General features: G+C 60.5%; 30 protein-coding genes, 1 tRNA gene and 1 pseudogene (1 of these 32 only partly in view). 14 read left to right on the top strand and 18 right to left on the bottom strand.

All coding sequences use genetic code 11. From position 1 onward, the window contains the following. Positions 1-69: 69 nt before the first annotated feature. The 5 genes from AC07T0_RS15675 to AC07T0_RS15655 form a co-directional block, all read right to left on the bottom strand. Positions 70-699: a CDP-alcohol phosphatidyltransferase family protein gene (locus tag AC07T0_RS15675; protein WP_495002048.1), complete on the bottom strand. Its 630-nt coding sequence runs from the start codon at positions 697-699 to the stop codon at positions 70-72. A gap of 254 nt (positions 700-953) precedes the next feature. Then, positions 954-1,523 carry a nucleotidyltransferase family protein gene (locus tag AC07T0_RS15670; protein ID WP_495002047.1) on the bottom strand — a complete coding sequence of 190 codons (570 nt, stop codon included), beginning with the start codon at positions 1,521-1,523 and terminating at the stop codon, positions 954-956. Between the two features lie 81 nt (positions 1,524-1,604). Then, positions 1,605-2,078: a hypothetical protein gene (locus AC07T0_RS15665; protein ID WP_495002046.1), complete on the bottom strand. Its 474-nt coding sequence runs from the start codon at positions 2,076-2,078 to the stop codon at positions 1,605-1,607. A gap of 54 nt (positions 2,079-2,132) precedes the next feature. After that, complete coding sequence (locus AC07T0_RS15660) at positions 2,133-2,414, bottom strand: DUF3761 domain-containing protein (protein WP_495002045.1); 282 nt, start codon at positions 2,412-2,414, stop codon at positions 2,133-2,135. Between the two features lie 123 nt (positions 2,415-2,537). Next, entirely contained in the window at positions 2,538-3,470 is a 933-nt protein-coding gene (locus tag AC07T0_RS15655; RefSeq protein ID WP_495002044.1) for a LysR family transcriptional regulator, read from the bottom strand. Between the two features lie 108 nt (positions 3,471-3,578). Between AC07T0_RS15655 and AC07T0_RS15650 the strand changes: the two genes are divergently transcribed. Both AC07T0_RS15650 and yfcF read left to right on the top strand, forming a co-directional pair. Further along, positions 3,579-4,787, top strand: coding sequence for an MFS transporter (locus AC07T0_RS15650; protein ID WP_495002043.1), 1,209 nt, complete (start codon positions 3,579-3,581; stop codon positions 4,785-4,787). A gap of 107 nt (positions 4,788-4,894) precedes the next feature. Beyond that, positions 4,895-5,527, top strand: coding sequence for a glutathione transferase (yfcF, locus tag AC07T0_RS15645; RefSeq protein ID WP_495002042.1), 633 nt, complete (start codon positions 4,895-4,897; stop codon positions 5,525-5,527). A gap of 149 nt (positions 5,528-5,676) precedes the next feature. Here the strand turns inward: yfcF and AC07T0_RS15640 are convergent, their stop codons facing one another. Further along, positions 5,677-7,101, bottom strand: coding sequence for an MFS transporter (locus AC07T0_RS15640; RefSeq protein ID WP_495002041.1), 1,425 nt, complete (start codon positions 7,099-7,101; stop codon positions 5,677-5,679). A gap of 140 nt (positions 7,102-7,241) precedes the next feature. On the opposite strand from AC07T0_RS15640, the gene AC07T0_RS15635 reads away from it, so the two are divergent. Further along, positions 7,242-8,138: a LysR family transcriptional regulator gene (locus AC07T0_RS15635; protein WP_495002040.1), complete on the top strand. Its 897-nt coding sequence runs from the start codon at positions 7,242-7,244 to the stop codon at positions 8,136-8,138. 1 nt (position 8,139) lies between these two features. On the opposite strand, the gene AC07T0_RS15630 is transcribed toward AC07T0_RS15635, so the two are convergent. The 3 genes from AC07T0_RS15630 to AC07T0_RS15620 all read right to left on the bottom strand — a co-directional run bounded on the left by AC07T0_RS15630 (position 8,140) and on the right by AC07T0_RS15620 (position 9,212). Further along, positions 8,140-8,568, bottom strand: a complete 429-nt coding sequence (locus AC07T0_RS15630; protein WP_495002039.1) for a DUF1640 domain-containing protein — start codon at positions 8,566-8,568, stop codon at positions 8,140-8,142. 237 nt (positions 8,569-8,805) lie between these two features. Next, positions 8,806-9,015, bottom strand: coding sequence for a hypothetical protein (locus AC07T0_RS15625; RefSeq protein ID WP_177094172.1), 210 nt, complete (start codon positions 9,013-9,015; stop codon positions 8,806-8,808). Next, positions 9,012-9,212, bottom strand: coding sequence for a hypothetical protein (locus tag AC07T0_RS15620; protein ID WP_495002038.1), 201 nt, complete (start codon positions 9,210-9,212; stop codon positions 9,012-9,014). Before AC07T0_RS15620 ends, AC07T0_RS15625 begins: the two co-directional genes overlap by 4 nt. Here AC07T0_RS15620 and AC07T0_RS15615 point away from each other — a divergent pair. Next, complete coding sequence (locus AC07T0_RS15615; RefSeq protein WP_495002037.1) at positions 9,205-9,792, top strand: LysE family translocator; 588 nt, start codon at positions 9,205-9,207, stop codon at positions 9,790-9,792. The two genes, AC07T0_RS15620 and AC07T0_RS15615, sit on opposite strands and share 8 nt — an antisense overlap. Positions 9,793-9,798: 6 nt before the next feature. On the opposite strand, the gene AC07T0_RS15610 is transcribed toward AC07T0_RS15615, so the two are convergent. The 3 genes from AC07T0_RS15610 to pbpG all read right to left on the bottom strand — a co-directional run bounded on the left by AC07T0_RS15610 (position 9,799) and on the right by pbpG (position 14,329). After that, positions 9,799-10,635 (bottom strand): AraC family transcriptional regulator, encoded by an 837-nt coding sequence (locus tag AC07T0_RS15610; protein ID WP_495002036.1) that lies wholly within the window; start codon positions 10,633-10,635, stop codon positions 9,799-9,801. Further along, a complete protein-coding gene (locus AC07T0_RS15605) occupies positions 10,628-13,159 on the bottom strand; it encodes a hypothetical protein (RefSeq protein ID WP_495002035.1) in 2,532 nt (843 codons plus the stop codon). The genes AC07T0_RS15610 and AC07T0_RS15605 overlap by 8 nt, the downstream gene beginning before the upstream one ends. Positions 13,160-13,402: 243 nt before the next feature. Continuing rightward, positions 13,403-14,329 (bottom strand): D-alanyl-D-alanine endopeptidase, encoded by a 927-nt coding sequence (gene pbpG / locus AC07T0_RS15600; protein ID WP_495002034.1) that lies wholly within the window; start codon positions 14,327-14,329, stop codon positions 13,403-13,405. Between the two features lie 614 nt (positions 14,330-14,943). On the opposite strand from pbpG, the gene AC07T0_RS15595 reads away from it, so the two are divergent. The 4 genes from AC07T0_RS15595 (at position 14,944) to AC07T0_RS15580 (ending at position 17,488) form a co-directional block, all read left to right on the top strand. Continuing rightward, a complete protein-coding gene (locus tag AC07T0_RS15595; RefSeq protein WP_495002033.1) occupies positions 14,944-15,315 on the top strand; it encodes a hypothetical protein in 372 nt (123 codons plus the stop codon). A gap of 141 nt (positions 15,316-15,456) precedes the next feature. Next, complete coding sequence (locus AC07T0_RS15590) at positions 15,457-15,861, top strand: hypothetical protein (RefSeq protein ID WP_495002032.1); 405 nt, start codon at positions 15,457-15,459, stop codon at positions 15,859-15,861. A gap of 224 nt (positions 15,862-16,085) precedes the next feature. Next, positions 16,086-16,604, top strand: coding sequence for a DUF1993 domain-containing protein (locus AC07T0_RS15585; protein ID WP_495002031.1), 519 nt, complete (start codon positions 16,086-16,088; stop codon positions 16,602-16,604). A gap of 323 nt (positions 16,605-16,927) precedes the next feature. Beyond that, on the top strand, positions 16,928-17,488 hold the full coding sequence (locus tag AC07T0_RS15580) for a hypothetical protein (RefSeq protein WP_495002030.1): 561 nt from the start codon (positions 16,928-16,930) through the stop codon (positions 17,486-17,488). A gap of 86 nt (positions 17,489-17,574) precedes the next feature. On the opposite strand, the gene AC07T0_RS15575 is transcribed toward AC07T0_RS15580, so the two are convergent. The 3 genes from AC07T0_RS15575 to AC07T0_RS15565 all read right to left on the bottom strand — a co-directional run bounded on the left by AC07T0_RS15575 (position 17,575) and on the right by AC07T0_RS15565 (position 18,633). Beyond that, on the bottom strand, positions 17,575-17,757 hold the full coding sequence (locus AC07T0_RS15575; RefSeq protein ID WP_495002029.1) for a hypothetical protein: 183 nt from the start codon (positions 17,755-17,757) through the stop codon (positions 17,575-17,577). 110 nt (positions 17,758-17,867) lie between these two features. Beyond that, on the bottom strand, positions 17,868-18,062 hold the full coding sequence (locus AC07T0_RS15570) for a hypothetical protein (RefSeq protein WP_495002028.1): 195 nt from the start codon (positions 18,060-18,062) through the stop codon (positions 17,868-17,870). Between the two features lie 232 nt (positions 18,063-18,294). Continuing rightward, on the bottom strand, positions 18,295-18,633 hold the full coding sequence (locus tag AC07T0_RS15565; protein ID WP_495002027.1) for a hypothetical protein: 339 nt from the start codon (positions 18,631-18,633) through the stop codon (positions 18,295-18,297). Positions 18,634-18,891: 258 nt separating this feature from the next. On the opposite strand from AC07T0_RS15565, the gene AC07T0_RS15560 reads away from it, so the two are divergent. Beyond that, positions 18,892-19,710: a shikimate 5-dehydrogenase gene (locus tag AC07T0_RS15560; protein WP_495002026.1), complete on the top strand. Its 819-nt coding sequence runs from the start codon at positions 18,892-18,894 to the stop codon at positions 19,708-19,710. Between the two features lie 4 nt (positions 19,711-19,714). Here AC07T0_RS15560 and AC07T0_RS15555 read toward each other — a convergent pair whose 3' ends face one another. Further along, positions 19,715-20,362, bottom strand: a complete 648-nt coding sequence (locus AC07T0_RS15555) for a YceH family protein (protein WP_495002025.1) — start codon at positions 20,360-20,362, stop codon at positions 19,715-19,717. A 130-nt stretch (positions 20,363-20,492) separates the two neighbouring features. Between AC07T0_RS15555 and AC07T0_RS15550 the strand changes: the two genes are divergently transcribed. Further along, positions 20,493-21,002: a DUF1993 domain-containing protein gene (locus tag AC07T0_RS15550; RefSeq protein ID WP_495002024.1), complete on the top strand. Its 510-nt coding sequence runs from the start codon at positions 20,493-20,495 to the stop codon at positions 21,000-21,002. Between the two features lie 92 nt (positions 21,003-21,094). Then, positions 21,095-21,471 (top strand): annotated as a pseudogene (locus tag AC07T0_RS15545) (MFS transporter); the annotation flags it as partial. Here AC07T0_RS15545 and nhaR read toward each other — a convergent pair. Continuing rightward, on the bottom strand, positions 21,468-22,373 hold the full coding sequence (nhaR, locus tag AC07T0_RS15540) for a transcriptional activator NhaR (RefSeq protein ID WP_495002023.1): 906 nt from the start codon (positions 22,371-22,373) through the stop codon (positions 21,468-21,470). The pseudogene AC07T0_RS15545 and the gene nhaR sit on opposite strands and share 4 nt — an antisense overlap. A gap of 137 nt (positions 22,374-22,510) precedes the next feature. On the opposite strand from nhaR, the gene AC07T0_RS15535 reads away from it, so the two are divergent. Both AC07T0_RS15535 and AC07T0_RS15530 read left to right on the top strand, forming a co-directional pair. Then, positions 22,511-23,260, top strand: a complete 750-nt coding sequence (locus tag AC07T0_RS15535; RefSeq protein ID WP_495002022.1) for a TerC family protein — start codon at positions 22,511-22,513, stop codon at positions 23,258-23,260. Positions 23,261-23,714: 454 nt separating this feature from the next. After that, complete coding sequence (locus tag AC07T0_RS15530) at positions 23,715-24,401, top strand: peptidase C39 family protein (RefSeq protein ID WP_495002021.1); 687 nt, start codon at positions 23,715-23,717, stop codon at positions 24,399-24,401. Between the two features lie 28 nt (positions 24,402-24,429). Here AC07T0_RS15530 and AC07T0_RS15525 read toward each other — a convergent pair whose 3' ends face one another. Further along, positions 24,430-25,713: an NAD(P)/FAD-dependent oxidoreductase gene (locus AC07T0_RS15525; protein WP_495002020.1), complete on the bottom strand. Its 1,284-nt coding sequence runs from the start codon at positions 25,711-25,713 to the stop codon at positions 24,430-24,432. 186 nt (positions 25,714-25,899) lie between these two features. Here AC07T0_RS15525 and AC07T0_RS15520 point away from each other — a divergent pair. After that, positions 25,900-25,925, top strand: a tRNA-Val gene (locus tag AC07T0_RS15520) (it continues 151 nt past the right edge of the window).

Genomic DNA, 25,925 nt, shown 5'->3' with positions numbered 1-25,925 from the left:
TCCTTTTGCCGGATTTTGGAGAGTGGAGGCTGGGGGCAAATCTCTGTGGCAGCGGTTTTGCGATTCGGGTTATTGGACCGGCTGTTCCGCGATTGTTCCGGCTTCTTTCAAACCTTGTCGTACCCGATTGACCAGCGTGACCAGCAGCAGCGCGGCCATCAGTCCGAACAGGCCATTTATCCATTGGGCATTGATCAGGCCGAAGGCCACGCCGGTGGCAATGACGCCCAGGGCAAATGCGCGATCGCTCTTGCCCATGGGGCCGTCGTAGCGGCGTGAGGCACCGATCATCGGTCCCAGGACGCCGGCATATTCGCTGAACAGCGCCAGCAGGGTCACCAGCAGCACCGCCAGCAGGCTGACCTCGGGCAACAAGGCAAACGGCAGGATCAACGCGCTGTCGGCGACGATGTCGCAGAGTTCGTTCAAGTAGGCGCCGAGCTTCGATTGCTGACCGAATTCCCGGGCGAGCATGCCGTCGATGGCATTCAGGGCCATGCGCAGGATCATCCACAGCGGGATGAGCACAAACACCCCGGCGTATCCGGCGAAGGTGGCGACCACGGCGCCCACCAGCAAGGAAATCACGGCGGCGCTCAGGGTGACCTGGTTGGCGCTGGTGCCATTGTCGAAGAGGCGCTGGACGACGGGCCGCAGCAGGCTCTGGAAGCGAGGTTTGAGTTGGTAGATCGAGGGCATGGTGGCGACGGTCCTTGTCCGGAGGCGGTGAGCGGGGCTAGGGGATTCCTGCGCGCGGGGAGACCGCTTATTGGCAAAACAGGTGGATTATTGCCAGAAATGATCGGTTCTGACATTAGGTTCCGGATAAAAATGTGTGCAAACAGACATATTCAGGAGGCAAACCGATTTTTCCACGACGCGCTCGCGCAAGTGTTGTCCATTCTTGCCAGGCGGCCCAACTTCCTTGAGCCGCCTGGCAAGACTGTCGGCCTTTATGATGGGGTGGTTTCCACGACTTTCAGCCAAGGCCAGCGAGCCTGATAACTCTTCGCCTTGTGCTCGAACAAGTCGGGTTCGCGATGGGCTGGATTGATCCGAAGCAGGCCCTGCTCGATATCGCTCAGGCCGTAGGGTGCATAGACCTCTCCCGTGGCAACATCCAGCCCGATGCAGGTGCCGGCAATGAGGTAACGATCGATACCGTCTTTGGCCGACTCCAGCCGAGCATAGGTCCGCCCGAACCGCTGGGCGTACCAAAGATGGACGCGCGCCTGGTTTTTGATATCGATGTTGACGCCAAGGTCCTGGAAGAGCTTTTGGGTGGCCTGGATAACCTCGTTTTCGGCTTCCCAGGAGAGGTCATTGTCGAAGTAGAAAACGTCGTAATCCTTGACACCCCACTCGGGTGGCAGGTCCGAATGCTGATTCCAGGCGGCCTGGAACAGGCAGCCCGCCGTGAGCATGCATTGACTCAAGCCGAGGGAAGGCAGGCGCGAGGCGATCTGAGCGTTTACCGGGTTAGCCATGGCCAAACTGAGCAAACCTTCGGTGGTCAATGTCATCTTCATTCCTTTGGTGTGGATCCGGTCCAGTCCGCCGAGGATAGCTCAAGGGATATGAGAGTTTGTGACAGGGAGTGTTGTTTACAGGCCATTTTTGGAAAGACATGCCTCGAGTGCCTCAGTGACCAGGGAAATCAAAATCGGGCCTGAACTCGACTGCATTGCTTTTCCGATTTCGGATTGTCGCTCTATCACCTTGCCTGCGTATTTTGAGTCTCGACCTTTAGACGCGAGTGATGACAGTTCTTCTGGAGAGAACGACTTCTCATAAGCGATTGCAAGATTCTGGTCCCATTTCGGCTGGTACTGCGGGAGTAGGGCGTTGATCTCGTGGGATAAGGTAGTGTTGGCCTCGGCATCCCCCAGCTTTGCAACGAGCGTCCCATAAGTTTGCGTGCGCTTGGCGGCCGACAGTGCAATGGCGGCGAGATCATCGCCAGCATGGGATTGGGCAATGAAGCTGCGGGCTGCTTCATTAGCCGTTTCAGCGAAGGCTGCATTTGATAGTGCAAGGAGCAATGTGAAGGCGAGGGTGACGCACAAGGGTTTCGTCATTGTCTGGCTCCTGGAGGATTGCGAATAAGCGTTTCATTATTTCCTGGACGCTCTCTACAACCAAGCCATCACACCACCATGCCGTGAGCAGGTCCCCCGCCGATGTTGGCTAAAACTGTAAGTCTTGTCGCTGCACTTGGCCGTGGCGCCTTCCGGCACTTGATCTGACTTGGTGTGGGCAGGGCTGTGTACGGTGTTCCCGTCTTTATTGGTATATGAACCATGTTCGATCAGCTGCGATTCGTCAGGGGTGACGATTTGGCGATCAGTATCAGACCTGGCGAAAGCAGGCTGGAAAATCAAACACGCGGCAAGCGCCAGGCAGGCGAGTTTCATTGGCTAACCGGTCCTTGGTGTACAGAAGAGGGCGATTCGTATCAGCTTGAGGGCCGAGTATTCCTTTTCATCAGGATGATGGCAATTTGGGATTGCTCTGTCTTTTTCCCAAAAGGACGCTTGTCAGATGGAGGGACTGTTTGTTTTTACCTGGGATTCGCTGGCTTGACGGAGTTCGTCGATCACCCCCATGAACGCCTCGACCAGCAGGCTGCGTCCTTGTGCGCGAGTGAGTACCAGCAGAGGCGCACAGGCATCGAGATCGGTCAGGGGCCGGTAGGTCACGCCTTTTTTCGCCAGGGTTTGGGTGCAGTGGGGCACCAGTGCGACACCCTGGCCGGCGGCCACGAGGGCGATGATCGAGGTGATTTGCCGCCCCGCCGGCCCGGGCTGCAAGGGTAGACCATGGCGTTGGTAGAGGTGCTCGATAATCGTGTTGAGCCCCGAGCCGTAATCGGTCGGATAGCGTATCAACGGCTGCGCACTGAGTTGCGCCAGGGTCACCTCGGATTGCTCGGCCAGTGGGTCGTCGCTGGAGAGGGCAGCCACCAGTTGCTCCTCGCCCAGGGACAGTGAATGGACCTCGGTTTGCCCGCCAGACGGCTGCAGGCGGCTCATGCCGATATCGATGCGCCCGTCGACGATCTGCGCCACCAGGGCTCCTGATGCACTTTCCAGCAACGTCAGTTGAACCTCCGGAAAACGCTCGGCGAAGGCCCGGATGGCCTGGCTGAAAATATCCGACAGGGCAATCGAACTGGCATACCCCAGGACAAGTTGGCCGGCACTGCCAGCCGCCAATTTGCCAGCGATGACGGTGGCGAGGTCGACTTGCTCCAGCACGGCGCGGGCGTAAGGCAGGAAGGTGCGGCCCTGGGGTGTGAGCGATACGCTGCGGCTGGTGCGGTCGAAAAGGCGAAACCCCAGTTCGACTTCCAGGGCTGAAATCTGCCGGGTCAGGGGCGGTTGGGCGAGATGCAGGCGCAGTGCTGCGCGGCCAAAATGCAGCTCCTCGGCAACGGTCAAGAAGTAACGCAACCTGCGTAGATCGAGCATCCTGGTCCTTGGGTATTGATCGGTTCGAATTTGGTATTGGTCTTCGCTAGCCGACGTATTCTATAAAGCCTTTTCGTCATAAAACGAGAGGCTCGGTGAGTTAACACGATGAATGATCTGAAAAGCCAGCTCACATTGGGCGACCCGCAACCCGCCGAGACCTCTTTGCGTCGCCGATCTCTGCTGGCGGCCTGTAGCGCCCATGCGGTGCATGATGGCCTGACCGACGTGATCTATGTGTTGCTGCCGATCTGGCAGGCGCAGTTCGGTATGAGCTACGCGCAGGTGGGGCTGTTGCGCGGTGCCTACTCCGGGATGATGGCCGGTTTCCAACTGCTGGCGAGCCGGGCCGCGAGGCGCTGGGGACGTGAGCGTCTGCTGGTGGGCGGCACGGCATTGGCCGGCTTGGCGTACCTGCTCGTCGGCCAGGCCGGCGGCTTGACGGTGTTGCTGTTGGCGCTGTTGCTGGGCGGATTGGGCGCCAGCACCCAGCACCCGTTGGCGTCCTCGCTGATCACCGATACCCACGAGGCGGGCGGTGGGGTCAAGGAGGCGCTGTCGCAATACAACTTTTCCGGCGATATCGGCAAGACGTTGCTCCCGGGACTGGTCGGTCTGCTACTGACGGTTGTCAGTTGGCGTGCCAGTGTCACGCTGATGGGCGTGCTTGGCCTGGCGGCGGCCGCGCTGCTGTGGTGGCTGGTCCCGACATCGGCGCTCAACTCGCTCGGGCCGCGCAAAACCTCCACGGCCCTGACAGGGAAAGGTTCCGCCGACGGGCTGCGTGCGTTGCTGCTGACGGGCACGCTGGACAGTGCGGTGCGCATGGGCTTTCTCACCTTCCTGCCGTTCCTGTTGAGCAGCAAGGGAGCCGGGACGGCGGGCATCGGCCTGGCGTTGATGCTGTTGTTCGTGGGCGGTGCGTTCGGCAAGTTGTTCTGCGGTTACCTGGGGGCGCGTATCGGCATGATGAAAACCGTGTGGCTGACGGAGTCGGCTACTGCGCTGTTGATCGTGCTGGCGGTGTATCTGCCGCTGCCCGCCATCATGGCGATGCTGCCGTTGCTGGGGCTGGTCCTGAACGGGACATCGTCGGTGCTCTATGGCGTGGTGCCGGAGTTGTCGGAAGCGGGCAAGCGCGAGCAGGCGTTCGCGCTGTTCTATACGGGGACCATCGGCGGTGGGGCCCTGGCTCCGGTGTTGTTCGGCGGGCTGGGGGATGTGACGGGTATCCCGGTCGCGGTGATGACCCTGGCGGCCACGGTGCTGCTGACGTTGCCATTGTCCTGGTGCGTACAGAGCGCTTTGGCACGCTGAAAGCACGGTATTCCCGTCGGGAATGCGCGCATGAAAATCATGCATTTTATTTATGGCGCCGAATCTCGTAGCGTGTCCTCTCCCGCCTATGGATATGGAGATGTGTCGTGAGTGATTCTCGCCTGCGCCTGTACGTTGATGCCCAATTCACCAGCCCTTATGCCATGTCGGATTTCGTTGTGTTGCGGGAAAAGGGCATCGACTTTGATGTGATCCCGCTGGACCTCGAGACCTTGGAAAATCAGGCAGAGGACTACGCCAGCCTGTCGCTGACCCAACGGGTACCCACTCTTGTGCATGGCGACTTTGCCTTGTCCGAGTCGTCGGCGATTGCCGAATATCTGGAAGAAACCTTCCCGCAGGTGCCGGTTTATCCGCAGGACCGTCAACAACGTGCGAAGGCTCGGCAGATCCAGGCCTGGCTGCGCAGTGACCTGATACCGATCCGGCAGGAGCGCTCCACCGTGGTGGTGTTCTATGGCATCAAGTCGGGGCCCTTGTCGCCGGCGGCCGAGGCGGCGACGCGCAAGCTGTTCGCGGCGGCCCTGGCGCTGCTGGCGGACGGTCGCGAGCACCTGTTCGGTCAATGGTCGATTGCCGATGTCGACTTGGCGCTGATGCTCAACCGGCTGGTACTCAACGGTGATGTGGTGCCGCCGGTCCTGGCGGAATACGCGCGGCGCCAATGGCAACGGCCGGCCGTGCAGGAGTGGGTCGGGTTTCAGCGTCCTGCGCTGTAGTCGCGGCGTTGTACAGAGTCTGGATGAAATGGGATCTTGAAAACACCGCAAAAAATGTAGGAGCCGGCTTGCCGGCGATGAGGCCAGTAAGCCTTGCACCGTCTGTTCGGTTGCCATCGCCGGTAAGCCAGCTCCGACAAAATCGATGCTCACCTTTTCTTGACGATCAGTGCAACGGCCAGTGCGACGACAACCAGCGCCAGTGCCGTGGCGAAGGTCGCTTGCAGGCCGCTGGCGACGGCCTCGGGGGCTGCGGTGCTGATGTCGGCGGCCTTTGAGGCGAGCACAAACACCGCGCCCAACGCCGATGCGCCAGTGATCAGACCGAGATTGCGCGACAGATTGAGCAGGCCGGAGACAACGCCTCGTTGTTGCGTGCTGACCTCGCTCATGACGGCGCTGTTGTTGGCGGCCTGGAACAGGGCATAGCCGAAGGTGACGACCACCAGCGGGCTGATATAGCCGCCCAGACCAAGGGGTTGCGGTAACAGCGATAATGCGAGGCAGCCGATCGCCATAGCCATCAACCCGGTAACGCTCATACGCTGTGCGCCAAAACGATCCGCCAGTCGGCCCGCCGGTACTCCGGTCAGTGCCGAGACGCAGGGTCCGGCCGAGAGCGCGAGCCCGACCGAGGCCGCGTCCAGCCCGAGTCCTTGCGCCAGATAAAAGGGCCCGACCACCAGCGTCGCCATCATCACCGTCGAGACCAACGCACTCATGAGCAGACTCCCGCTTAGCTTGAGGTCGCGGAACATCGCCAGGCGAATCAGCGGTGAGGCCACTTTCGCCTCGGTGAGCACGAACAGGCCGAGGCCAAGGACCGCCGCGGCCAGCAGGCTGATATTGAGTGGGCCGAAGTGACTGCGTCCCAGTGTCATGGCCAGGGCATAGGCCGCCAGTGTCAGCGCCAGCAGCAGGGTGCCCAGTGGGTCGAAACCGCTTCGCCCGCGCGCAGGTCCCTGACGATCCTCGGGCAGATGGCGGTAGCCGAGGGCAAACGTCAGCACGCCCAGCGGCACGCAGATCAGGAAGAGTGCGCGCCAGCCCGGCCCGGCGATCAGGAAACCACCCAGCGATGGGCCCAGGGCAGTGCCGACGGCGGACATGCTGCCGAGCAAACCCATGGCGCTACCGGTCCTGGCCTTCGGCACTGTCTCGCCGACAAACGCCAGGGTCAGGGCCATCATGATCGCCGCGCCGACGCCTTGCAGCGCCCGGGCGCCGATCAGCAGGCCCAGCGTGGGGGCGCAACCACATAGCGTCGAGGCCAGGGTGAACAGGGCGATGCCGGTCAGTAGCAGGCGCCGCCGGCCGCTGAGATCACCCAGCCGCCCAACGCTGACGATCAGGGTGGTAATCGTCAGGAGATAGGCGAGGACGACCCATTGCACACTCTGGAAGGAGGCGTTGAACACCTGTGCCAGGGTGGGCAGGCCGACGTTGGCGATGCTGGTGCCCAGGGACGACAGCAGCATTGACAGTGACAAGCCGGCCAGTGCCCAGCGCGCCGAAGCTGTATGCGGCTCGGCGTCCGTCGCGAATTTGTCGGGTTCTGCAAGGATCGGTTTCATGCGGCTTCTCTTTTCGGCCACTCCCAACGTGGAGCTGTCGGAAATCTACGCCGGCGCCTAATATGGCGGAAGGCGCATCATTTGCACTGTACTCGTGCGTTTGGCGCGCTATCCGATCCAGCCATGCCAAGGGGCGGTCCATGGCCACACCTGATCTCAATCTACTGGTCACCCTGGATGTGCTGCTGGCCGAAGGTAGTGTGGCGCGCGCGGCCCGGCGCTTGCACCTCAGTCCCTCGGCGATGAGCCGGGCGCTGGCGCGTCTGCGGGAAACCACCGGCGATCCGCTGCTGGTCAGGGCCGGGCGCGGTCTGGTGCCTACGCCCCGGGCGCTGGAGTTGCGCGAGCGAGTCGCGCAGTTGGTGCAGGACGCCGCAGCCGTGCTGCGCCCTGTCGGGCAGTTGGATCTCAAGCAACTGGTGCGCACCTTTACCTTGCGTACTCGTGATGGTTTTGTGGAGAACTTCGCTCCTGCGCTGCTGGCGCGGATCGCTGAAGAGGCGCCCGGAGTGCGCCTACGGTTCCTGCAGAAACCGGACAAGGACAGCGCACCACTGCGCGATGGCAGTGTCGATCTGGAAACCGGTGTGGTGGGCAGCAGCCAAGGTCCGGAGTTGTTGACCCAGGCGCTGTTTCGCGATCGTTTTATTGGCGTGGTGCGCCGGGAGCATCCGCTGAGTCAGGGGGAAATCACCGCAGCCCGCTATGCGGCTGGCCAGCATATCGGCGTTTCGCGACGAGCACTCGACAAGGGTGCCGTCGATGAGGCGCTGGAGCGGCTTGAGCTTTGTCGTGAGGTGGCTACGTTTGTCGCCGGATTTTCGACCGCACTGTCACTGGCCCGGTCTACCGATTTGATCGCCACCGTGCCCGAACGCCACACAGGTAACCTGCGTACCCGTATGCACAGCTTTGAACTTCCGTTCTCGCTGCCGACGTTCACGGTGGCCATGCTCTGGCATCCGCGGCTGGATGCCGATCCCGCACATCGCTGGTTGCGCGGGTGCCTTCGGCAAGTCTGCGCGGGGCTGGAGTGACTCAGTTCAAGGTGAACTTGATTAACATATCGTAAGCCAGCTTGAGCAGGGGAATGGTGATGCAGACGAGCAGGATGCTGAGCTGCCAGCGCAGGATCTTGTTCTGTGAGTCCATTTCAGCAACAGATACCTGGAATTTTGCACCCTGTTCTGTAATGGCGGATCGCAGTTCTGCGCCTTGTTTTGTCATGGACTCTCGCAGTTCCGCACCCTGTTCATTGATCAGTGCACGCAGTTCAGTGCCCAGTGAGCGAACTTCTGAGCCCAGTTGCGTAATCGACGCTTGCAAGTGTGTCTCTGTTCGGAGCAAATCAGACTTTGTCGCGAATTTTTCCATATCCGACTCCCAGGCATTTACAACCGCCTTGGCCTTGTCCGGGGGCACGCTGATGGTGGTCAGTGCGTCGTATAAGTTCATCGAGAGCTTCATCGTATCTCCTGCAAGGGACAAGTGACCAGAAGGCACCGCCTGGCGGCAGGCTCCGGTCAAAAGCGAGGGCTGGGCAGGCGCTGTCGGGGGCAGCGGTCCAGGTTCAGATAATCGACGCAAAGCTATGGAGTGGAAAGTCGGACATTTCCTATGGAATAGCAGGACCGGGCCTGGCTTTTTGCGCGCAAATCAACGTGGCTGCCGGGGATGCAGCCAGTCGATGACTCGCGATTGAGCTTAGTCGCGCAGCATGCTGGTGCCGTACTCACGGAAGCTGCTGCCCAGGTTCGAGCCGCCAAAACTCTGGGTGACGGGGTGGCTGTCATAATGTTGATTACAGCTTTCGGTATAGCAGGCGCTGTTGCTGGTCATCGTGCTCGTGCCGGAGCAGGCGCCCAACAGCAGGGCGCTCAGCACCAGCGCGGCTTTGACGAGGTTCGGCTTCATGGTTCGGTTTCCCCAGGCTGGATGCGATGCACGAATAATACCTTGTCCATCTTACGCCGCTTGAGCGTTTTGCTGGATGAAACATTTCGCCTGTGGGCAAAAGGCTGTACAGGGGAGTTTTCTTCAATACCGCGCCCCGTGCGCATGGGTACCTTCAGCGTCGATATCCATTCATGCAGAAGGTAGACGATGAGCATCCTTGTTTCCATGGCGGCCTTTGCGCTGGCCTCTTCCATCACCCCCGGCCCGGTCAATATCGTGGCGCTGAGTGCCGGTGCGCAGTTTGGCTGGCGTGCCAGTATGAGGCACGTGACCGGCGCGACCCTGGGCTTCACCCTGTTGCTGGTGTTGATCGGCCTTGGGTTGAATGAACTGCTGCTGTTCGTGCCGAGCCTGACCCGGGGGATCCAGTTGGCCGGGGTGGCGTTCCTGTTGTACATGGCCTGGAAGCTGGCAGTCGACGATGGTGGCCTGAATACCCGCCAGCCCGGCAAACACCCGACGATGACGGTCGGTGCGGTGATGCAGTGGCTCAACCCCAAGGCCTGGCTGGCCTGCGTAGCGGGGATGGGTGCATTTGTGGCCAATGGCGAGGCGCATCTGGTGTGGCAGTTCGCGGCGGTGTATTTCGTGATCTGCTATGGCTCGATTGCCTGTTGGGCGTTCGCCGGGACCTTTTTACGTCACTATCTGGACAACCCCAAGGGCATGCGCCTGTTCAACCGGCTGATGGCCTTGCTGCTGGCACTCAGTGCGATTTACCTGTTGCTGCCTTGAGGCGGATCAACCGCGATATTGCCCCGGTGTCGCGGCCAGGTGTTGCTTGAAGGCCCGCTGGAAATGCGCCTGGTCGGCGAAGCCGGCCTCCAGCGCGACGTCGGCGATCAGACCGCCACGACGCAGCTGGTTACGCGCGTACTGGATGCGTCGGTTGACCAGGAACGCGTGGGGCGTCATCCCGTAATGCTGCTTGAAGGCACGGGTCAGGTAGGACGCCGACAACTGCGCGGCTTCGCAGATGTCCTCCAGCTTCAGGGCTTCGGTGCAGTGTTTGTGAATATAGGCCGCGGCCCGCTCGAGCTTCTGGTTGATCTCCCGGGCCGGTCGTGGCGCCGGGTTCAAGCGGTGCTGCAGCAGGGTGAAGAACTCGACCAGGGCGCACTGTTTTTCCAGCAGCGCGAGGTTGTCGTCCACCAGGGTTTCGTACAGGCTGTTCAAGCCATCGTAGAGTGCCGGATCGCTGGTGTGGGGTGTGGAAAAGGCCCGGAAATCCAGATCCGGGCTGAACCCCAGTTCATGTTGCAGCGACGTCAGCCAGGCCATTTCGACATAGAACATGCGATAGGCCCAGGGCTGGTCTTCGATGGGGTTGCAGGCATGCACCTCTCCCGGATTCATGAGTACCACGGTGCCGGCTGCGACGCGCCACTGGTTCTGCTCGTTGATATAGGTGCTCTGGCCTTGGGTGATCGCACCGATCGAGAAGTGTTCGTGGGAATGCCGGGAATAGCAGACCTTGCGACCGTCCTGGATCGAGCGGGCCTCGATGAAGGGCAGGCGTTCATCCCGCCAGAAGTAGGGGGCCTTGTCATCGGGGGGGGTTGGGGACGATTTACTCATGAGTGGGTCCGCTGCGGGATGATTCGGGGTGGCGACTGGTCTGAAGCGTAGCGTTTTCCTGCAGAAGCCGAAGCGGTTCCGGTATTTCCAGGTTTTGCCAAGCCTGGGCATGAGCCACCGCTGTTGCTGTCAGCCAGAGGTCTGCTTGCGGCTGCAAGCGTTCGAACGGCCATTCCAGTATCTCTTTCAAGGCGATCTTCACACGAATGCCCGGGTCGGAGCCATCCCGCAGGTCCCAGTCCGCTTCGAACTGGCGCAAGTGCAGGGCGTCGCCGCCAAAGTCGATAAATTGCGGTCGGTTGCCCAGCCAGCCAGGGGCGGTGCGCAAGGTGCGCGCCTCGACGTCCAGCAGCAGGAGTTTCCAGGCGCGGCGATTGTAGCTGTCGGCGAAGTCGCGGTGATCGAGATACAGTCGGGTCAGCGCCAGGTAACGCCCCTTTGGCGACCAGGCCATGGAGGGCGCCAGGTCCGACAGGGCGCAGCCGGAAGCGGTCAGCAGGTGCCCGCCCAGGCGAGCGGTTTGGCCACGGCCCAGGTCATCGCCGTATTCGGTGCTGGTGCCGAACAGCCAGGCGGCGTCCTCGCCGGTCGGGGAGGGCTGGATAAACTCGCCTTCGGCGGTGGCGATCTGTGGCTGCTGAACCAAACGCCAGGCGGGCAAGCCTTGCAGGTCGTTGGCACTCAATTGCAGTCTGCGCAGCTCGTAGTAGAGGCGCGAGGCTTCGCGGTATCGGCAGAACTCGGCGGCCTGGGAGGCTTCAGGCGCCGCTTCGGTAAAGCGTTGCAGCGGCGTGCTGGCGACGTCCCGGGGCAAGCGCCCGACAATCACCGCAACGCTCAGTGTCGTGGCCCTGAAATCCACCAGGGCGGCTACCCGCATCGGCGGACTGTCGATCAGTCGACGTTGCCGGGGATCGGCCACCACCGCACAGTTGGACACCGCCGGATACAGGGCAAACGGCAGCAGTGCGAGATAGTGGGAGCAGTCGCTCACGCGATGATCCAGGCGCCAGAGGCCGGGCAGGGTCCAGTCGCCGATCTGGCACTGGTAGCCGACGGATTCGCCCTGGTCGACCTGGACCTGGTTGAAGCGGGCACGGCGGCCATCGGCCAGTGGCTCTGATTCAATGCTTACGCTTGCCGCGCTGCCGTCGCTGTCCAGCGGCAGGATCAGGCGGATGCGCGGCCTGTTCCATTCGGCAGTCTGTTCGCGGCCCAGAGGGCCGTGGCCGACCAGGATGTGTGAGTCGCTGTGGATACTGTGCAACTGGTAGCCGTAATGTCCATTGTCGGGTTGCGACAGCGGCAGTTCGCTTTCCAGCCAGACCTGCTGCTCGTCCAGCGCCAGCGGTTGGCTCCAGTATCCGCTGGGACCGCGGTCGGCGGCGCTCCAGGGACTGCGCAGGGCGCGCCAGCCAAGGTTCTGCCGCCAGAGCCAGAGCGCCCGCTGCGGCTCTGCTGGTCCGCGTGTGTTGGCGATACAGACCAGGCTGCGGCTGTCCGCGCTCCAGACGATCGGCGTCTGGGCCGTGATCAGCAAGGGCGAGGGCACGCCATCGAGGCTGAGGCGGTAATCAGGATGCTTGACCGGTTCGGTCGGTTGCTCCAGTTCCCGCAGGTTGACGGGCAGGGTCAGTTGGCCTTCCAGAAGATGTTGGCCATCGGGGGAGCGGGATTCGATCTGTTGCTGGGCCTGGGCTTGTTGCCAGTTCCCCGGTTCCAGCCAGAGATCGCTGACCGGGAGCAGGTCGATGGCTTCGGCGTCTTGCAACAAGTCTTCGACGGACTGCTGGTGGGAGCCGTTGTCCACCAGCGGGCTGTAACGCCCGCCCAGGCCTTGCTCGTTGAAGGTGTCCAGCTCCCAGAACTGGTCGGCCTGGCAGCGATAGAGGCGACGCAAGGGACGGTCGAGGATTACCAGGCCCCAACTGCTGCGCGACGGAATGGGCGCAGCGAAGTAGCGGGCGTCACTGGAAAAGCGCGCCGAGGCGCCGAGCCCTTCGAGCAGGATGCCGTCGGGAAACAGGTAGTCGCACATCACCGGGCCACCCATGGCGATTTCGCCCTGATTGAATACCCGGATCGGCTCGCCTTCGGGCGTCAGCGTTGGCTCCTGGCCACCCCAGGCACTGGCCCCGTTGCCGGGGGGTGGGTTTTCCGTGCTGGGTTTGACCAGGCCCAGGCGCCTTTCCCAAATGCTCACGCAAGCCAGCCCGGGGAAAATCGTCAGGACCGCGGCGGCGATATTCCAGTATTCGGGCAGTGCTCGCCCGAGGCTGAAACCCAGGCCGAAGACTGCCGAGATCATCAGCCGGGCAAAGGCCCGTCCGCCTTTGGGCCAGCCGAGTTTCACGCAGGCCCACATCGCCCCGGCGCAGGCGAGGACCACGGCCAGGGCGAGGAATGGCGGGAGGATCGTCACGAAGAACATCGGCACCAGCAGTACCAGAAGCTGCCCCAGCAGCTCAAGCAGCAGACGACCGATGTTTTTGCTTTCGCGGGGTGGGGTGCGGGCGGCGCTCACGGATGACGTCCTGTACGACGGAGGCGGAGCGCGATTATGCCGGTTTGGGCGCGCGGCGGCACCTTTGGACTTATGGCGGTGGGTTTGACTCTGCTTGCGGCGGATCGAGCAAGGCAGTCGAAGTCACATCGCTGCCAGCGAGGCAGACTGACGGGCCCAGTTCAGCCAGGTGATAGGCGCGCAGGAACAGGCACTCAAGCACGACAGCACGTGGCCCGAAGAATCGGGCCACGTTATCAGGGCTTACTTTGCCGCTTGGGCGCGGCTCTTGAGGTTCTTGTCGGCCTTGTAGCGCAAGGCCACATCCGGCACGCCGCCGCTCTTGCCGGTTTCGATCCAGTTGCGAATCCGGCTGGCATCGGCGAAATGGGTGTACTTGCCGAATGCGTCGAGAATCACCAGGGCCACCGGGCGGCCGCCCATGTTGGTGACGAGCACCAGGCAATGGCCGGCCTGGTTGGTAAAGCCGGTCTTGGTGATCTTGATGTCCCAGTTGGCTTTATTGACCAGATGGTCGGTGTTGTGAAAGCCCAGGCTGTAGTTGGGCTTGCGGAACGCCACGGTCTTTTCCTTGGTGGTGCTCAGCTCGCTCAGCATCGGATAGTGACGTGCGGCCATCAGCAGCTTGCTGAGGTCGCGGGCGGTGGAGACGTTGTGGATCGACAGACCGGTGGGCTCCACATAATGGGTGTTGATCATGCCCAGGGACCTGGCCTTGGCGTTCATCGCCGCGATAAAAGCCGCATAACCGCCCGGGTAGTGGTGGGCGAGACTGGCCGCCGCCCGGTTTTCCGACGACATCAGGGCGATCAGCAGCATTTCCTTGCGTGGCAGCTCGCTGTTGAGTTTTACCCGGGAAAACACGCCTTTCATTTCCGGGGTATCGGCGATGTTCACCGAGATGTACTGGTCCATCGGCAGCTTGGCGTCCAGTACCACCATGGCGGTCATCAGCTTGGTCACCGAAGCGATTGGCACGATCACGTCCGGGTTGCTGGAGTAAAGGGTCTTGTTGGTTTGCAGGTCGACGACCAGGGCGCTGCCGGAAGCGACTTGCAAATGACTGGTGTCGCGGGGCGCGGAGACGGTTTCGCGGGCTTCTACGCTGGGGGTGATAACGGCGCCTGCCAGGACAAAAACCAGGCCGAAAATGGAATGACGAATGTTCACGCGGATGGACTCGCAAAAAATAATGGGTAAACCGTTGGCAACGGGTCGTTCTAAAAAAAGCGTTACATTTTATGAATATAGTTCAGAAAGTTGCCATACCTCTGTAGATATTGGGCTTAACTGACACAAAATTTACTCTTGTACCAATTTTGTACCAATTCTCTCTTCGAGCTTCCCGATCTCGGTCCAATCCGTGGTTGAGCTAAGCCAGCGTGCATAGGTCGATAGGAGGACCTGAACGCTATGTCCTAACTGGCCGGCGATGAACGCTGGATTCATGCTGGCCATAAGACACATAGTAGCGTACGTATGGCGGCAGTTGTATGGATTGCGGCCCCTTATTTTCAGGGCTTCCAGGGCCTTGGCGAAGTGACTGGATGGGGTCGCGACGCGCCTGATGTATTCGGAGCTTCCTGATGGCTGGAACACGTATTGAGATGACTTTCGGACGCGCCGAAGGTCATCGTCGCGCGCCCTGGCCATCTCCTCTGCATTGGCCAGGGCGCCCAAGGCGCGACTGTTCAGCATCACCGTCCTCGCGTAAGCGCCTTGAGCCTGACGATTCCTTGGCCGCTATAGCGGCTGACTTTGAAGGGGAGGGAGTGGGGGGGCAGATGGACTCCTTACGCACCCAGACGACCTTTGAAGGCAAGTCAAATGTAGTGGCGTCCTTTGGCGGAGACCTTGATCTTGCCTGTTTGCTTGTTCCAGCTAATCAAGCGAGGCTCTTGCAGGATGGTGGTCAGTGTGTGGCCGTCATCCAGAAAACTGCCGTGTGCGGTCTTGGAGAACTGCCGCGACAACCCTTCAATCTGGTTCGTCCGCTGATCCGCTGCGTCCAGGTGCCGTTGCAAGGCATCACGCCCGGCGACCGTCCGTTCCAACAGGTTTGCCAGGCCCTCGATATGCTCTTTTTCAGTCAGCCCGATGTTCGGTTTGGTCGTGGCGAAGTTACGGGATTAATCGAGCGCTGCCTGGATGTTTGACGCGACTTTGTTTTCTATGTTCATCGGAATAAACCTCAGCAGAAATCGATATTAGAGGGCGCAATAAATGTGTCTAGGCTGACAACTCGCCACGGAATAGTGGGAACCAATCCGCAACGCGATTGGCTCAAGGAGGTAGAAATGGAAAGCTCAGCACTGAAAGACGAGTGCAAAAAATGGCACGGCTTTTATCTAAAGGGCCAGAAGTGGTGGAGTGTGGCGCACCACGTTGCAGTTTTCGGGACAATCATTTGCAGTATCGCAGCGGGAGCCATTATCCAAGCAGAGCCGGATCGCTTTAAAATAATCGCGTCTACTCTGACGGCAGTTGCAGCCGCTTTATCCGGTTTGTCAGCTTCCGGAGGATTTGAAAGGAAGTGGCGTAGCAACAGGCTAAGCCGGAGCCGTATAGATGGTTTACTGCTGGACTTGGAGAACAATCCAGCTCCCCTTGCAGATCCTCTTTTCGATCCGGTAAAACAGCTGAAAGAAATAATTTTTCAGCATGACCAGGACATAGTTATTGATGAATCGAAAAAACCTTGAAGCGCCCATCTGTCAATACGTTTCGCGCTCTTCCTGGTAGGGCAGCCCCATGCTCGGCTGGTTGCCGTTGGGCGCGGAGGGGAGTGCATGCGAGTGGTGTCGGATAAGAGGAAATTGCTGTTAGCCGTCGAAGTGCAGCGATCTGCTAGGATTCAGGGCGCTAGGCGATAACGAGAAAGGTAAATCGCCTGTGCCCGGATTGAATGACTACTTAGGGAAAAGCCATGTCGGTCGACGCAGTTACCATCCCCTGTTTCGCGCAGATGTTGCGATCCTTATCATCCATGCTGTCTACGGGCGAGACTTACGCTCGTGAGCGCGGCTACGATCCGCAAGTTCTACTTGAGTCACGGCTTGCACCAGATATGCACGATCTGGCCCGGCAAGTTCAGTATGCTTGTACTCAGGCGCGGGAGGCTGTTCGGCGGCTTGCAAAACAGCCATTGCAATCGCTTGATCCTCCCGAAAACTTTGCTGCAGCGAAGGCGCTGATCGAGGCTGCTCTGGCAGTTCTTGCTTCGGCGGATCGCACCCAGATTGATGAAGGCGCGGAGCGCCAAATCGTGATTGAGTTACCAAATGGCATAGCTTTCGATATGACCGGTAGTGAATACGCGGTGAACTGGGCCACGCCACAGTTCTACGTTCACCTAATCACGGCATATAACATCCTGCGCCATAACGACGTACCCCTCGGGAAAGCCGATTACGTACAGCACATGTTCGCCTACCTGCGACAGTAATTGCTCCACTGAGCACTATTCAGGCGCTTGAGCGGGTCGCTGGAAGCACTGAGAGGCAGCGAGTGAAATCGGTGCTTCGGTCATACGGCCAGGGCTGCACATTCAGCTCGGCGTACGATTCGCACATGAGCTGTTCGCCTATCCGTGTTCTTCGAGTGGCGGTAAAAAACCCTTAAAAAGTAAGAAGAATTTAAGGTTTTCCCTGAGTGATGGCTATTTAATTGTGTATCCGGCCTGATACGTGGTGGTGTGGGCCTCGCGCACCGATTAGCATCGGTACTTGCGGCGTAACCGGCGCGATCCAATGACTCAGGAGTCTGGCAATGCCGAAGGGTTTGATCAGCAGGGATTACCTGCCCATGGTGGTCTGGGCGGGAATGGTGGCGGTGCTGTTGCTGGGGTTCGCCTTCTTCCCTAAATCGGCGGACTGGTACGGCTGGATCCAGGCCGTGGGCCTGGTGGTCGGCCTGATGGTGGCCATCAGTGTGCCGGCGATCCAGCGCAAACAGGAGTTCCAGGAGCAGCGCAAGCAATGCCGTGAGCGTGAGGTGGGTTACGCGCGGCGGTTGCACTATTTCGGCATCGAACTGCTGGACCTGTTGGGGCGTATCAGCGCCAACCTGGCTCACTTGCGGGCCACGGACCGGCATCGCTGCCAGCGTACCCTCGAGGATTTCCTGCAGCGCCTGTTCGAGTCGCACAAGCACGACCTGAACGACGACCGGATCGTCATCAGCCATGAGCTGCGCCAGGTCACCCAGGCGCTGATCGACGAGCTGGAAAGTGGGCGTAGCGACCGCGTGGTGATGATCGAGTTGGAGAAACGCTTGCAGAAGCTCACCCACCGGGCCCAGGTCAATGCCGCACTGGCCGAGCGTGGTTGATTAGCGCTGGCCCATAAAAAAGCCCGCAACGAATGCGGGCAAAGGGGTGTGCGGAGCAACGCACGTTTTCGGGAATCTTGGGCCGCTCAGGCGTTCAGTGCATGCAGGTTGATGCTTTGTGACGAAGCCTTGGCCGCCGGTAGCGAGGTGAACGGTCCGCTGATCGGTACACCGTCTCGAACCAGGTACCAGCAGGCGAGCAGGCCCAGCTCTCTGAGCGAGGCGGGAACGGCGCTGCCGATAACCGACATGATTTGTACCTTGGCCATGAGGACCTCCATCAATCTGTGGAGCTACCTTAAGGCCCGGTCCGGTCTGAGGAAAATCATCGCGCTCGATAGTGGACATCGACGAGATCGACTGGCTGCAATAGAGTGCGTCAGTCGACGACCTGATCGAGCATCTTCAATACTTCCTGCTCATTCAACAGCCCCTTGTGGACCAGGTTTTCGGCCAGCAACGAGAGAAATTTGGCCGTGCGGTGGCCTTCGAGCTGCTTGAGCTCGGTAAGGGCGCTGTAGACCTTGCTGGAAGTGCAGAGGCCGGCGGTGCGGTGCGGGTTTTGTGTAGGCATGACTCGTCCTTGTTCTTATCAGTCAGCCAGATCTTGCTGATCGGGCATGGCATAAATATGACAGTCGTGTTAATGCCCATCCTGGGCGACGACAGGTCACATCATGCCTTTTATCGAGGGCGGGCGGTTGTCTTGCCAGCGACCTTTGATAGCGCAATTCAGACATTCGTGCGCGGATCAGGCAAAAAAAGCCCCGCTCTTGCGAGCAGGGCCTGGGTGTTCTGCCTGTCGATTACCAGCGTGGACCACCGCCGTAGTAATGATGCGGGTGGCCGTAGTACACCGGACGGCCATAGTAACCACCCTGGACATAGACTGGAGCGGGTTGTACATAGACCGGTGCGGGTTGGTAGTAGACCGGAGGTGGTTGCTGCACATAAACCGGGGCCGGTTGCACATATACCGGCTGCTCAACGTAAGCCGGGCGGCTTACCATCGAACCGACGATGGCTCCGCCGATCACGCCACCCAACAAGGCAGGGCCGACCCAGTTGCCACCGTGGGCAGAGGCCTGACCTGCGACAGCGAGTGCACCAATGAGCAAGGCTATCTTGGGGATTGTACGAATCATGATTATTCCTCGGGTTCCAACCCCAGCGCTTGTTGTCTGCAATAGACTCAAGGACTGTCGCGGGGATACTTCTATGACAACGACTTTCTGAAAAATTGCCCAGCCGTTGAGTAAATTTTGTGTAAGGTTCTTGGCGCGGCTTCTTTGACAGGCATCCGAGCGCAGGTGCCAGAGCCTTGCAGCTGGTCGCTATGATCGACGAAAGTGGGGTAAATGCCTAATCCCATTTGTCCGAAAACACCCATCAGGAGATGAAACATGCAGATGAACCCCAACAAAGACACCCAATTATGCATGTCGTTGTCGGGGTGCCCCGGGAATTTCGGTTTGCGTTTCCACAATCATCTTTATGAGCAACTAGGCCTGAACTTTTACTACAAGGCCTTCAGTAGCCAGGACCTGCCCGGCGCGGTCGCTGGGATTCGGGCCCTGGGCATTCGCGGCTGTGGGGTGTCGATGCCATTCAAGGAGGCGTGCATCGCCTTGGTCGATGAGCTGGATGCGTCCGCCGCGGCGATTCAGTCCATCAACACCATCGTCAATACCGCCGGCCACCTGAAGGCCTATAACACCGATTACATCGCCATTGCGCAGTTGCTCGAGACCCATGCGGTGCCCAAGGACATCAGCTTCGCCTTGCGCGGTAGCGGCGGCATGGCCAAGGCCGTGGCCTCGGCCCTGCGTGACGGCGGTTACCGCCAGGGCGTGATCGTGGCCCGCAACGAAGTGGCGGGCAGGGCGCTGGCACAGAGTTGCGGTTATGAATGGCAGGCGCAGTTGGGGGCGTTGCGCCCGCAAATGCTGGTCAATGTCACGCCGATCGGCATGAGCGGCGGCCCGGAGGCGGATCAACTGGCCTTCGAGGCCGCGGCGGTGGATGCGGCCGACACCCTGTTCGATGTGGTCGCGGTGCCCTCGGAAACCCCGCTGATTCTGCGCGGAAGGGCCCAGGGCAAGCGGGTGATCACCGGGCTTGAGGTGATTGCCATCCAGGCGCTGGAACAGTTCGTGCTGTACACCGGCGTACGGCCGGATGACGAACAGTTCCAGAAGGCGGTGGCGTTTGCGCGCAGCTGAATAGCTATTCCAATCGCGCCAGACGTTCTTCAAGCGCGGCGATCCGGGCTTCCAGTTCTTCGATGCGCTCCACGGACACCGCGCCGGCCACACTGCGCTCCGCTCCTTGCTGACGGGCCGCGAGGATCGTCTCGATATCCGCCGGGTCGCCCAGGGCGTGGGTGTAGCGGTCTTCCCGCTGCCCGGCCTGGCGTGGAATCAGCAGGGCCAGGCCACGGGCAATCAGGCGCTCCAACTGGTGCACGACCTGTTCGCTGTCTTCGAAATCATGCATCCGACCGCTGCGGGTCAGCAGTTCGTTGACTGTCTGCGGACCGCGCAGGAACAGCAGGCCGATCAGCACCACCTGGGCGGGTACCAGTTCCAGCGCTTTTTCGACCCGATGCTCCCAGCGATCGGCACGGCTGCCCATGACCAGGCGAGTGAAGCCGCGCCCTTCAAGGGCACGCAGGCTTTGGCCGACCTGGCCCTGGTTGAGGTTCGTCACCGGTTCGCGGCTGGTTTTCTGGTTGCAGGCCAGGACCAGGGCATTGAGGGTCAGGGGATAGGTTTCCGGGCTGGTGGCCTGTTTTTCGATCAGGGAGCCCAGGATGCGGATTTCCGTGCTGTTCAATTGTGGCTGATCGACGGAAGTCTCTTGTTCGCTGCCCATTGTGCGTTTCCCTGTGCGTTGAAAGGTCGTAAGCGTAGGGCCTTCAGCCGTAAAAAGACAAGCCGCGATGGCCTTGACCCTGGCTATAATCGCCCAGCGTCACTCCTGCCATTTTCACTGCGAGATCCTCATGACCATTTCCCTGTACGCAGCTTCCATTCCGGTTTTCAAACAAATGCTCAATGCCTTGAGCGACGTTCTGAACAAGGCCGAAGCCCATGCGGTGGCGAAGAACATCGAACCGAGCGTTTTCGTACAAGCCCGTCTGGCCCCCGACATGTTCGCGCTGAACCGCCAGGTGCAGATCGCGGTCGACTTCGCCAAGGGCGTTTCTTCGCGTCTGGCCGAGATCGAAGTGCCGTCCTACCCGGACAGCGAAACCACCTTCGCCGAATTGCAGGCGTTGATCAGCAAGGTGCTGGCTCACCTCGACAGCATCACCCCGGCCCAGATCGACGGCAAGGAAGGCATCGAGATCGTGACCCGTCCGGGCACCCCGAAAGAGAAGCGCTTCACTGGCCAGGCCTACCTGCTGAGCTACGGCCTGCCACAGTTCTTCTTCCACGTGACCACTGCCTACGCGATCCTGCGCCATAACGGCGTAGAAATCGGCAAGCGTGACTACATGGGCGCGTTCTGATTTCGTACGAGCTGATACCGGTTCAAACCTGACTGACCGGTGAGACCTTGTGGCGAGCGGGCCTGCCCGCTTGCCACAAACCTTCTGTTAGACGTATGGTTGATCGCCATCCGCTGATCGCTTCGATGGTCTTTTGCACTTTCATGATTGGCGGCATGGTGGCCCTGGTGCCGAGCATTCACTCCACCCTCGGCTGGCAGTCGCCATGGGCGTTTGGGGCGTGACCCAGGCGGCGCTGTTCCTGGTCAGCCATGTCCGCCTGATGAAGGTCGCCCCCCATGCGCCGGCCTTTGCCGCGTCGCTGAACATTGCCGGCGCCAACCTGGGGATTGGCCTGGGCGCGCTGGTGGGTGGTCGGGTGATCGACAACCTGGGTCTGGGCAGCCTCGGTTTTACCGCCGCCGGTTTTATCCTGCCGTCGATCCTGCTGGCGCTGATGAGCGCCAAATCGCGCACGGTCAGTGCTTAGTCTTCCAGGGTGGTAAACAGCTCGCGTCGAGCGCCCTCGGTAATAGCGACAATACCGGGGTGCTTGACCTTGCGTTCCACCGAGATCGCGTAGAACGACTCGCTCACCGCCTCCGTTTGGCCGATCATCTCGACACCATATTGTCGGCACACTTCCTCGGCAATCACGCTGGGCGCGATGAAAATCCCGCTGCCGGATTGGCCGAATGCCTGCATCAGGGCGCTGTCGTCGAACTCACCGACAATCCTCGGGTGCAACTGTTGTTCGGCAAACCAGCGCAGGAGCCGGCTGCGTACCATGCTTTCCTGTCCGGGAATCAGCAGCGGGGCAGCGTGCAGGCAGCGCGGGAAATCATCGGCATGGCGCGCCGCCAGTGAAGCCGTGGCGAAGAAGCTGATCCCGCACTCCCCCAGTTTCTGGCTATAACCCTTGATGTCCAGATGGCTGGGCATGGGGCTGTCGGAAATCACCAGGTCCAGGCGCTGGATCGCCAGGTCGGCGAGCAGGCGTTCGAGTTTGTCTTCGCGGCAGGTGATGCGGATCGGTTCATCCAGCTCCATGGTCGGTGCGATCAGGCGGTAGACGATGGATTTGGGCACCACATCCGCGACGCCGACCCGCAGCAGCCGCTGCTGCTCATTCGGCTGGGTGCGTAACATGGCTTCCAGTTCGTTGCCCAGTTGGAACATCTGCTCGGCGTAGGGTAGGGTCTGGCGCCCGGCCTCGGTCAGTTCCAACTGCCGCCCGACCTTGCGAAACAGCTCCACGCCGAAGCTCTGTTCCAGCAGGCTGATCTGCCCGCTGATGGTTTGCGGCGTCAGGTTCAACTGCTCGCAGGCCCTGACGATACTCCCGGTCCTGGCCACGACCCAGAAATAGTGAAGTTGGCGATAGTTGAGCATCGGGCACTATTCAGTTCGTTAAAACCGAAGTATAGCGCTTAAAAATACGAATTTTCCTGAAGTATTAGCTTCCTTAGAATAGCCCGCTATTGGTGGGCCAGGACGTGGCCGCCTTCCCCCGGAATCAGGACTGAACCATGGAATACCTGTTGCAACTCGCCGTCAGCCCCACCGCCTGGATTGCCCTGGCGACGCTGATCGTCATGGAAATCGTGCTGGGCATCGACAACCTGATCTTCATCTCGATCCTGACCAACAAGCTGCCGGCGCAGTTTCGCACCAAGGCCCGGCGTATCGGCATCGGCATGGCTTTGATCCTGCGCCTGGGCTTGTTGGGCACCATCGCCTACATCGTCAAGCTCACCGCGCCGGTGATCGAGGTGTTCGGCCAGGCGTTTTCCTGGAAGGACATGATCCTGATTGCTGGTGGCCTGTTCCTGGTGTGGAAGGCCACCACCGAGATTCATCACAGCATGGACCCCGAGGCCAAGGCGGCTGAAGACAGCACGGCCGGTATCTCCCTGGGTTTCGCCGCGGCGATCGGTCAGATTCTGATGCTCGATATGGTCTTTTCCATCGACAGCATCATCACCGCCGTGGGCATGACCGAGCACCTGCCGATCATGGTGCTCGCGGTGGTGGTGGCGGTGCTGGTGATGTTGCTGGCATCCGAGCCGTTGGCGAAGTTCATCAATGACCACCCGACGGTGGTGATGCTGGCCCTGGGCTTCCTGATCATGATCGGTATGACCTTGATCGCCGAAGGTTTCGGTGCCCATGTGCCCAAGGGCTATGTCTACGCGGCCATGACCTTCTCCGCGATGATTGAAGGTTTGAACATGCTGGCCCGACGTGCCCGGCACAGGCGTCAGGTGGCAGAAGGCTGATACCTGGCGGGTCAATAAAAAGGCCGCCTGGATTCAGGCGGCCATTCTCGTTGAAAGCCTGTCAGTGGGCGGTGGCGGCCCGGGCTTGGGGTTGTTCACTGGCTGTGGGTTGCGCAGGCAGGGCAGGGTGGTGATGGCGGCGGGAGATTCTCAGTACTCCCCATAACATGGCCGCTGCGACGGTTACCCAGCCGAGCACCAACAATGCAATTATCGCTACAAGGCTCATCAGTGCCTCCTTCGCCCGTTCAGGCTCACTCACTTCCTCTTTCCAGGTTCAGTCTAGACGCTGCTGTGTTTCAGTCCATTGACCAAAGGTCGTGTGGGGCCAGTCATTTCGCTCTATCGCCTCAGGCAATCTGTAACGAAAGGCTATACCCTCGTCGGCGCGCGACCTATGATCAGGGGCCCTGCCAGGTGTTGAGCGACCTGGCGATTGACCAAGAGAGTGAAGATGTTCAAGGGATCAACAAGTTTGCGAAGGGTATCGGGGCGGCGCTTGTGGCTGGTGGGCGCATTGTTGCTGGGGTTGGGTGGGTGTGCCGGCGGTGTTGCGCCAGGCGTCCAGCGCCTGCCGGAGCGGGTTGAGCTCAATGCGGTGCCGTTCTTCCGTGGGGAGGCCTATCAAGGCGGCACCATGGCCCTGGCCACCATGCTGTCGCAGCAGAGTGTCAGCGTGACCCCGGGGTTGCTGGAGAAACCGCTGAAGTTACCGGGGGCCGAGGACGGTCTTGAGCGCAACATGCAGGTCCTGGCCCGTGAGTACGGCATGGTGGTGTATCCGCTCGACCCTGAGTTGTCGGCGTTGCTGGCCCAGGTGGCGGCCGGCTATCCGGTAATGGTGCGGTTCAGCGAGGGCCGGGTCTGGTCGACCCCGCGCTATGCGGTACTGGTCGGTTACAACCGAACCAAGCAGACCGTACTGTTGCGCTCGGGCATGCATCCTCGAACGCCGATGAAGTTCAGCGCGTTTGCTTCGGCCTGGGAGGATGCCGGGAGTTGGGCGGTACTGATCCAGGCGCCAACGCAATTGCCGGCCCAGGTCGATCGGCAACGCTGGTTGAAAGCCGCCAACGACCTGGCCCAGGCCGGTCAGGAACAGGCTGCGGCCCAGGCCACCAAGGCCTTGGCCGGGCACTGACGGCAATGTTTGCATCAGGCTGTGGGGTTTAAACCCCCAGCTTGTCCCGCAGCGTGTAATACCAGGCTCCCAGGGCGGTGAACGGCGTGCGCAGTAACTGGCCACCGGGGAAAGGGTAGTGCGGCAGGTCGGCAAAGGCGTCGAAGCGCTCGGCCTGGCCGCGCAGCGCTTCGGCCAGCACCTTCCCCGCCAGGTGGGTGTAGGTCACGCCATGACCGCTGCAGCCCTGGGAGTAATAGATATTGTCCCCCAGGCGACCGACCTGCGGCAGGCGCGACAGCGTCAGCAGGAAGTTGCCGGTCCAGGCGTAGTCGATCTTCACATCCTTGAGTTGCGGGAAGGCCTTGAGCATTTTTGGCCGGATGATCGCCTCGATATTGGCCGGGTCCCGTGCGCCATACACCACGCCGCCGCCGAAGATCAGACGCTTGTCCCCGGAAAGACGGTAGTAGTCCAGCAGGTAGTTGCAGTCCTCGACGCAGTAGTCCTGGGGCAGCAGCGATTTTGCCAGCGCATCGCTCAGGGGTTCGGTGGTGATCACCTGGGTACCGCAAGGCATCGACTTGGCGGACAGTTCCGGCACCAGGTTACCCAGGTAGGCGTTGCCGGCGACGATAATGAATTTGGCCCTGACCTTGCCTTGTGGCGTATGCACCACGGGGTTGGCGCCGCGTTCGATGCGCACTGCCGGCGACTGTTCGTAGATCATCCCGCCCAGCGACTCGACCGCGGCCGCTTCGCCCAGCGCCAGGTTCAGCGGATGGATATGGCCGCCGCTCATGTCGAGCATGCCGCCCAGGTACTGGTCGCAGCCGACCACTTCACGAATACGGCGCGCGTCCAGCAGTTCGAGTTGGGTATGGCCGAAGCGCTCCCAGAGCTTTTTCTGGGATTCGAGATGGCCCATCTGCTTCTTGGTAATAGCAGCAAATACGCCGCCGTCCTTGAGGTCGCACTGGATGTTGTACTTGGCCACGCGCTCGCGAATGATCCGGGCCCCTTCGAAGGCCATCTGCCCGAGCAACTGTGCCTGTTTGGGGCCAACGCTGCGCTCGATGACATCGATGTCGCGGCTGTAGCTGTTGACGATCTGCCCGCCGTTGCGGCCCGACGCGCCGAAACCGACCTTGGCGGCCTCCACTACCGTGACCCGGAAACCGTTCTCCAGCAGGAACAATGCGCTGGACAGCCCGGTATAACCGGCGCCGATCACGCACACATCGGTCTCGACGTCATTCTGCAAGGCAGGGCGTTGAGGAACCGGATTCGCCGAAGCGGCATAATAGGACTGGGGGTAGGGGGTGTTCGCCATCCTGCAACCTCTGTTTTATATTTTTTACGAGTGGCCTGATCCTACCTCAGATGAAATACCCCCGCCAGCCGCCCAGGGAAAAAGCCGGTTTGCTGGATACTCAGTAAAAAATATGCATATTCAAGGGGTTAGCGAAATAAAGGGGTTGACAGTCGCGAGAAAATCCGCAAAATGTCGCCCTACAGCAGGCACGTAGCTCAGTTGGTTAGAGC

This window comes from Pseudomonas sp. GW821-FHT04D07, assembly GCF_059420225.1.
This window is presented reverse-complemented; position numbering and strand designations above follow the sequence as displayed.

Bases quoted from the DNA above. Each gene is read 5' to 3' on its own strand.
- AC07T0_RS15660 (WP_495002045.1), bottom strand. From the start codon at position 2,414: ATGAAACTCGCCTGCCTGGCGCTTGCCGCGTGTTTGATTTTCCAGCCT.
- AC07T0_RS15550 (WP_495002024.1), top strand. From the start codon at position 20,493: ATGACCATTTCCCTGTACGCAGCTTCCATTCCGGTTTTCAAACAAATG.
- AC07T0_RS15580 (WP_495002030.1), top strand. From the start codon at position 16,928: ATGCCGAAGGGTTTGATCAGCAGGGATTACCTGCCCATGGTGGTCTGG.
- AC07T0_RS15565 (WP_495002027.1), bottom strand. From the start codon at position 18,633: ATGATTCGTACAATCCCCAAGATAGCCTTGCTCATTGGTGCACTCGCT.
- nhaR (WP_495002023.1), bottom strand. From the start codon at position 22,373: ATGCTCAACTATCGCCAACTTCACTATTTCTGGGTCGTGGCCAGGACC.
- AC07T0_RS15640 (WP_495002041.1), bottom strand. From the start codon at position 7,101: ATGAAACCGATCCTTGCAGAACCCGACAAATTCGCGACGGACGCCGAG.
- AC07T0_RS15625 (WP_177094172.1), bottom strand. From the start codon at position 9,015: ATGAAGCCGAACCTCGTCAAAGCCGCGCTGGTGCTGAGCGCCCTGCTG.
- AC07T0_RS15650 (WP_495002043.1), top strand. From the start codon at position 3,579: ATGAATGATCTGAAAAGCCAGCTCACATTGGGCGACCCGCAACCCGCC.
- AC07T0_RS15590 (WP_495002032.1), top strand. From the start codon at position 15,457: ATGGAAAGCTCAGCACTGAAAGACGAGTGCAAAAAATGGCACGGCTTT.
- AC07T0_RS15525 (WP_495002020.1), bottom strand. From the start codon at position 25,713: ATGGCGAACACCCCCTACCCCCAGTCCTATTATGCCGCTTCGGCGAAT.
- AC07T0_RS15620 (WP_495002038.1), bottom strand. From the start codon at position 9,212: ATGCTCATCGTCTACCTTCTGCATGAATGGATATCGACGCTGAAGGTA.
- AC07T0_RS15560 (WP_495002026.1), top strand. From the start codon at position 18,892: ATGCAGATGAACCCCAACAAAGACACCCAATTATGCATGTCGTTGTCG.
- AC07T0_RS15585 (WP_495002031.1), top strand. From the start codon at position 16,086: ATGTCGGTCGACGCAGTTACCATCCCCTGTTTCGCGCAGATGTTGCGA.
- AC07T0_RS15615 (WP_495002037.1), top strand. From the start codon at position 9,205: ATGAGCATCCTTGTTTCCATGGCGGCCTTTGCGCTGGCCTCTTCCATC.
- AC07T0_RS15595 (WP_495002033.1), top strand. From the start codon at position 14,944: ATGGACTCCTTACGCACCCAGACGACCTTTGAAGGCAAGTCAAATGTA.
- AC07T0_RS15675 (WP_495002048.1), bottom strand. From the start codon at position 699: ATGCCCTCGATCTACCAACTCAAACCTCGCTTCCAGAGCCTGCTGCGG.
- AC07T0_RS15535 (WP_495002022.1), top strand. From the start codon at position 22,511: ATGGAATACCTGTTGCAACTCGCCGTCAGCCCCACCGCCTGGATTGCC.
- AC07T0_RS15670 (WP_495002047.1), bottom strand. From the start codon at position 1,523: ATGACATTGACCACCGAAGGTTTGCTCAGTTTGGCCATGGCTAACCCG.
- AC07T0_RS15665 (WP_495002046.1), bottom strand. From the start codon at position 2,078: ATGACGAAACCCTTGTGCGTCACCCTCGCCTTCACATTGCTCCTTGCA.
- AC07T0_RS15530 (WP_495002021.1), top strand. From the start codon at position 23,715: ATGTTCAAGGGATCAACAAGTTTGCGAAGGGTATCGGGGCGGCGCTTG.
- AC07T0_RS15630 (WP_495002039.1), bottom strand. From the start codon at position 8,568: ATGAAGCTCTCGATGAACTTATACGACGCACTGACCACCATCAGCGTG.
- AC07T0_RS15655 (WP_495002044.1), bottom strand. From the start codon at position 3,470: ATGCTCGATCTACGCAGGTTGCGTTACTTCTTGACCGTTGCCGAGGAG.
- AC07T0_RS15610 (WP_495002036.1), bottom strand. From the start codon at position 10,635: ATGAGTAAATCGTCCCCAACCCCCCCCGATGACAAGGCCCCCTACTTC.
- AC07T0_RS15635 (WP_495002040.1), top strand. From the start codon at position 7,242: ATGGCCACACCTGATCTCAATCTACTGGTCACCCTGGATGTGCTGCTG.
- AC07T0_RS15555 (WP_495002025.1), bottom strand. From the start codon at position 20,362: ATGGGCAGCGAACAAGAGACTTCCGTCGATCAGCCACAATTGAACAGC.
- AC07T0_RS15570 (WP_495002028.1), bottom strand. From the start codon at position 18,062: ATGCCTACACAAAACCCGCACCGCACCGCCGGCCTCTGCACTTCCAGC.
- AC07T0_RS15575 (WP_495002029.1), bottom strand. From the start codon at position 17,757: ATGGCCAAGGTACAAATCATGTCGGTTATCGGCAGCGCCGTTCCCGCC.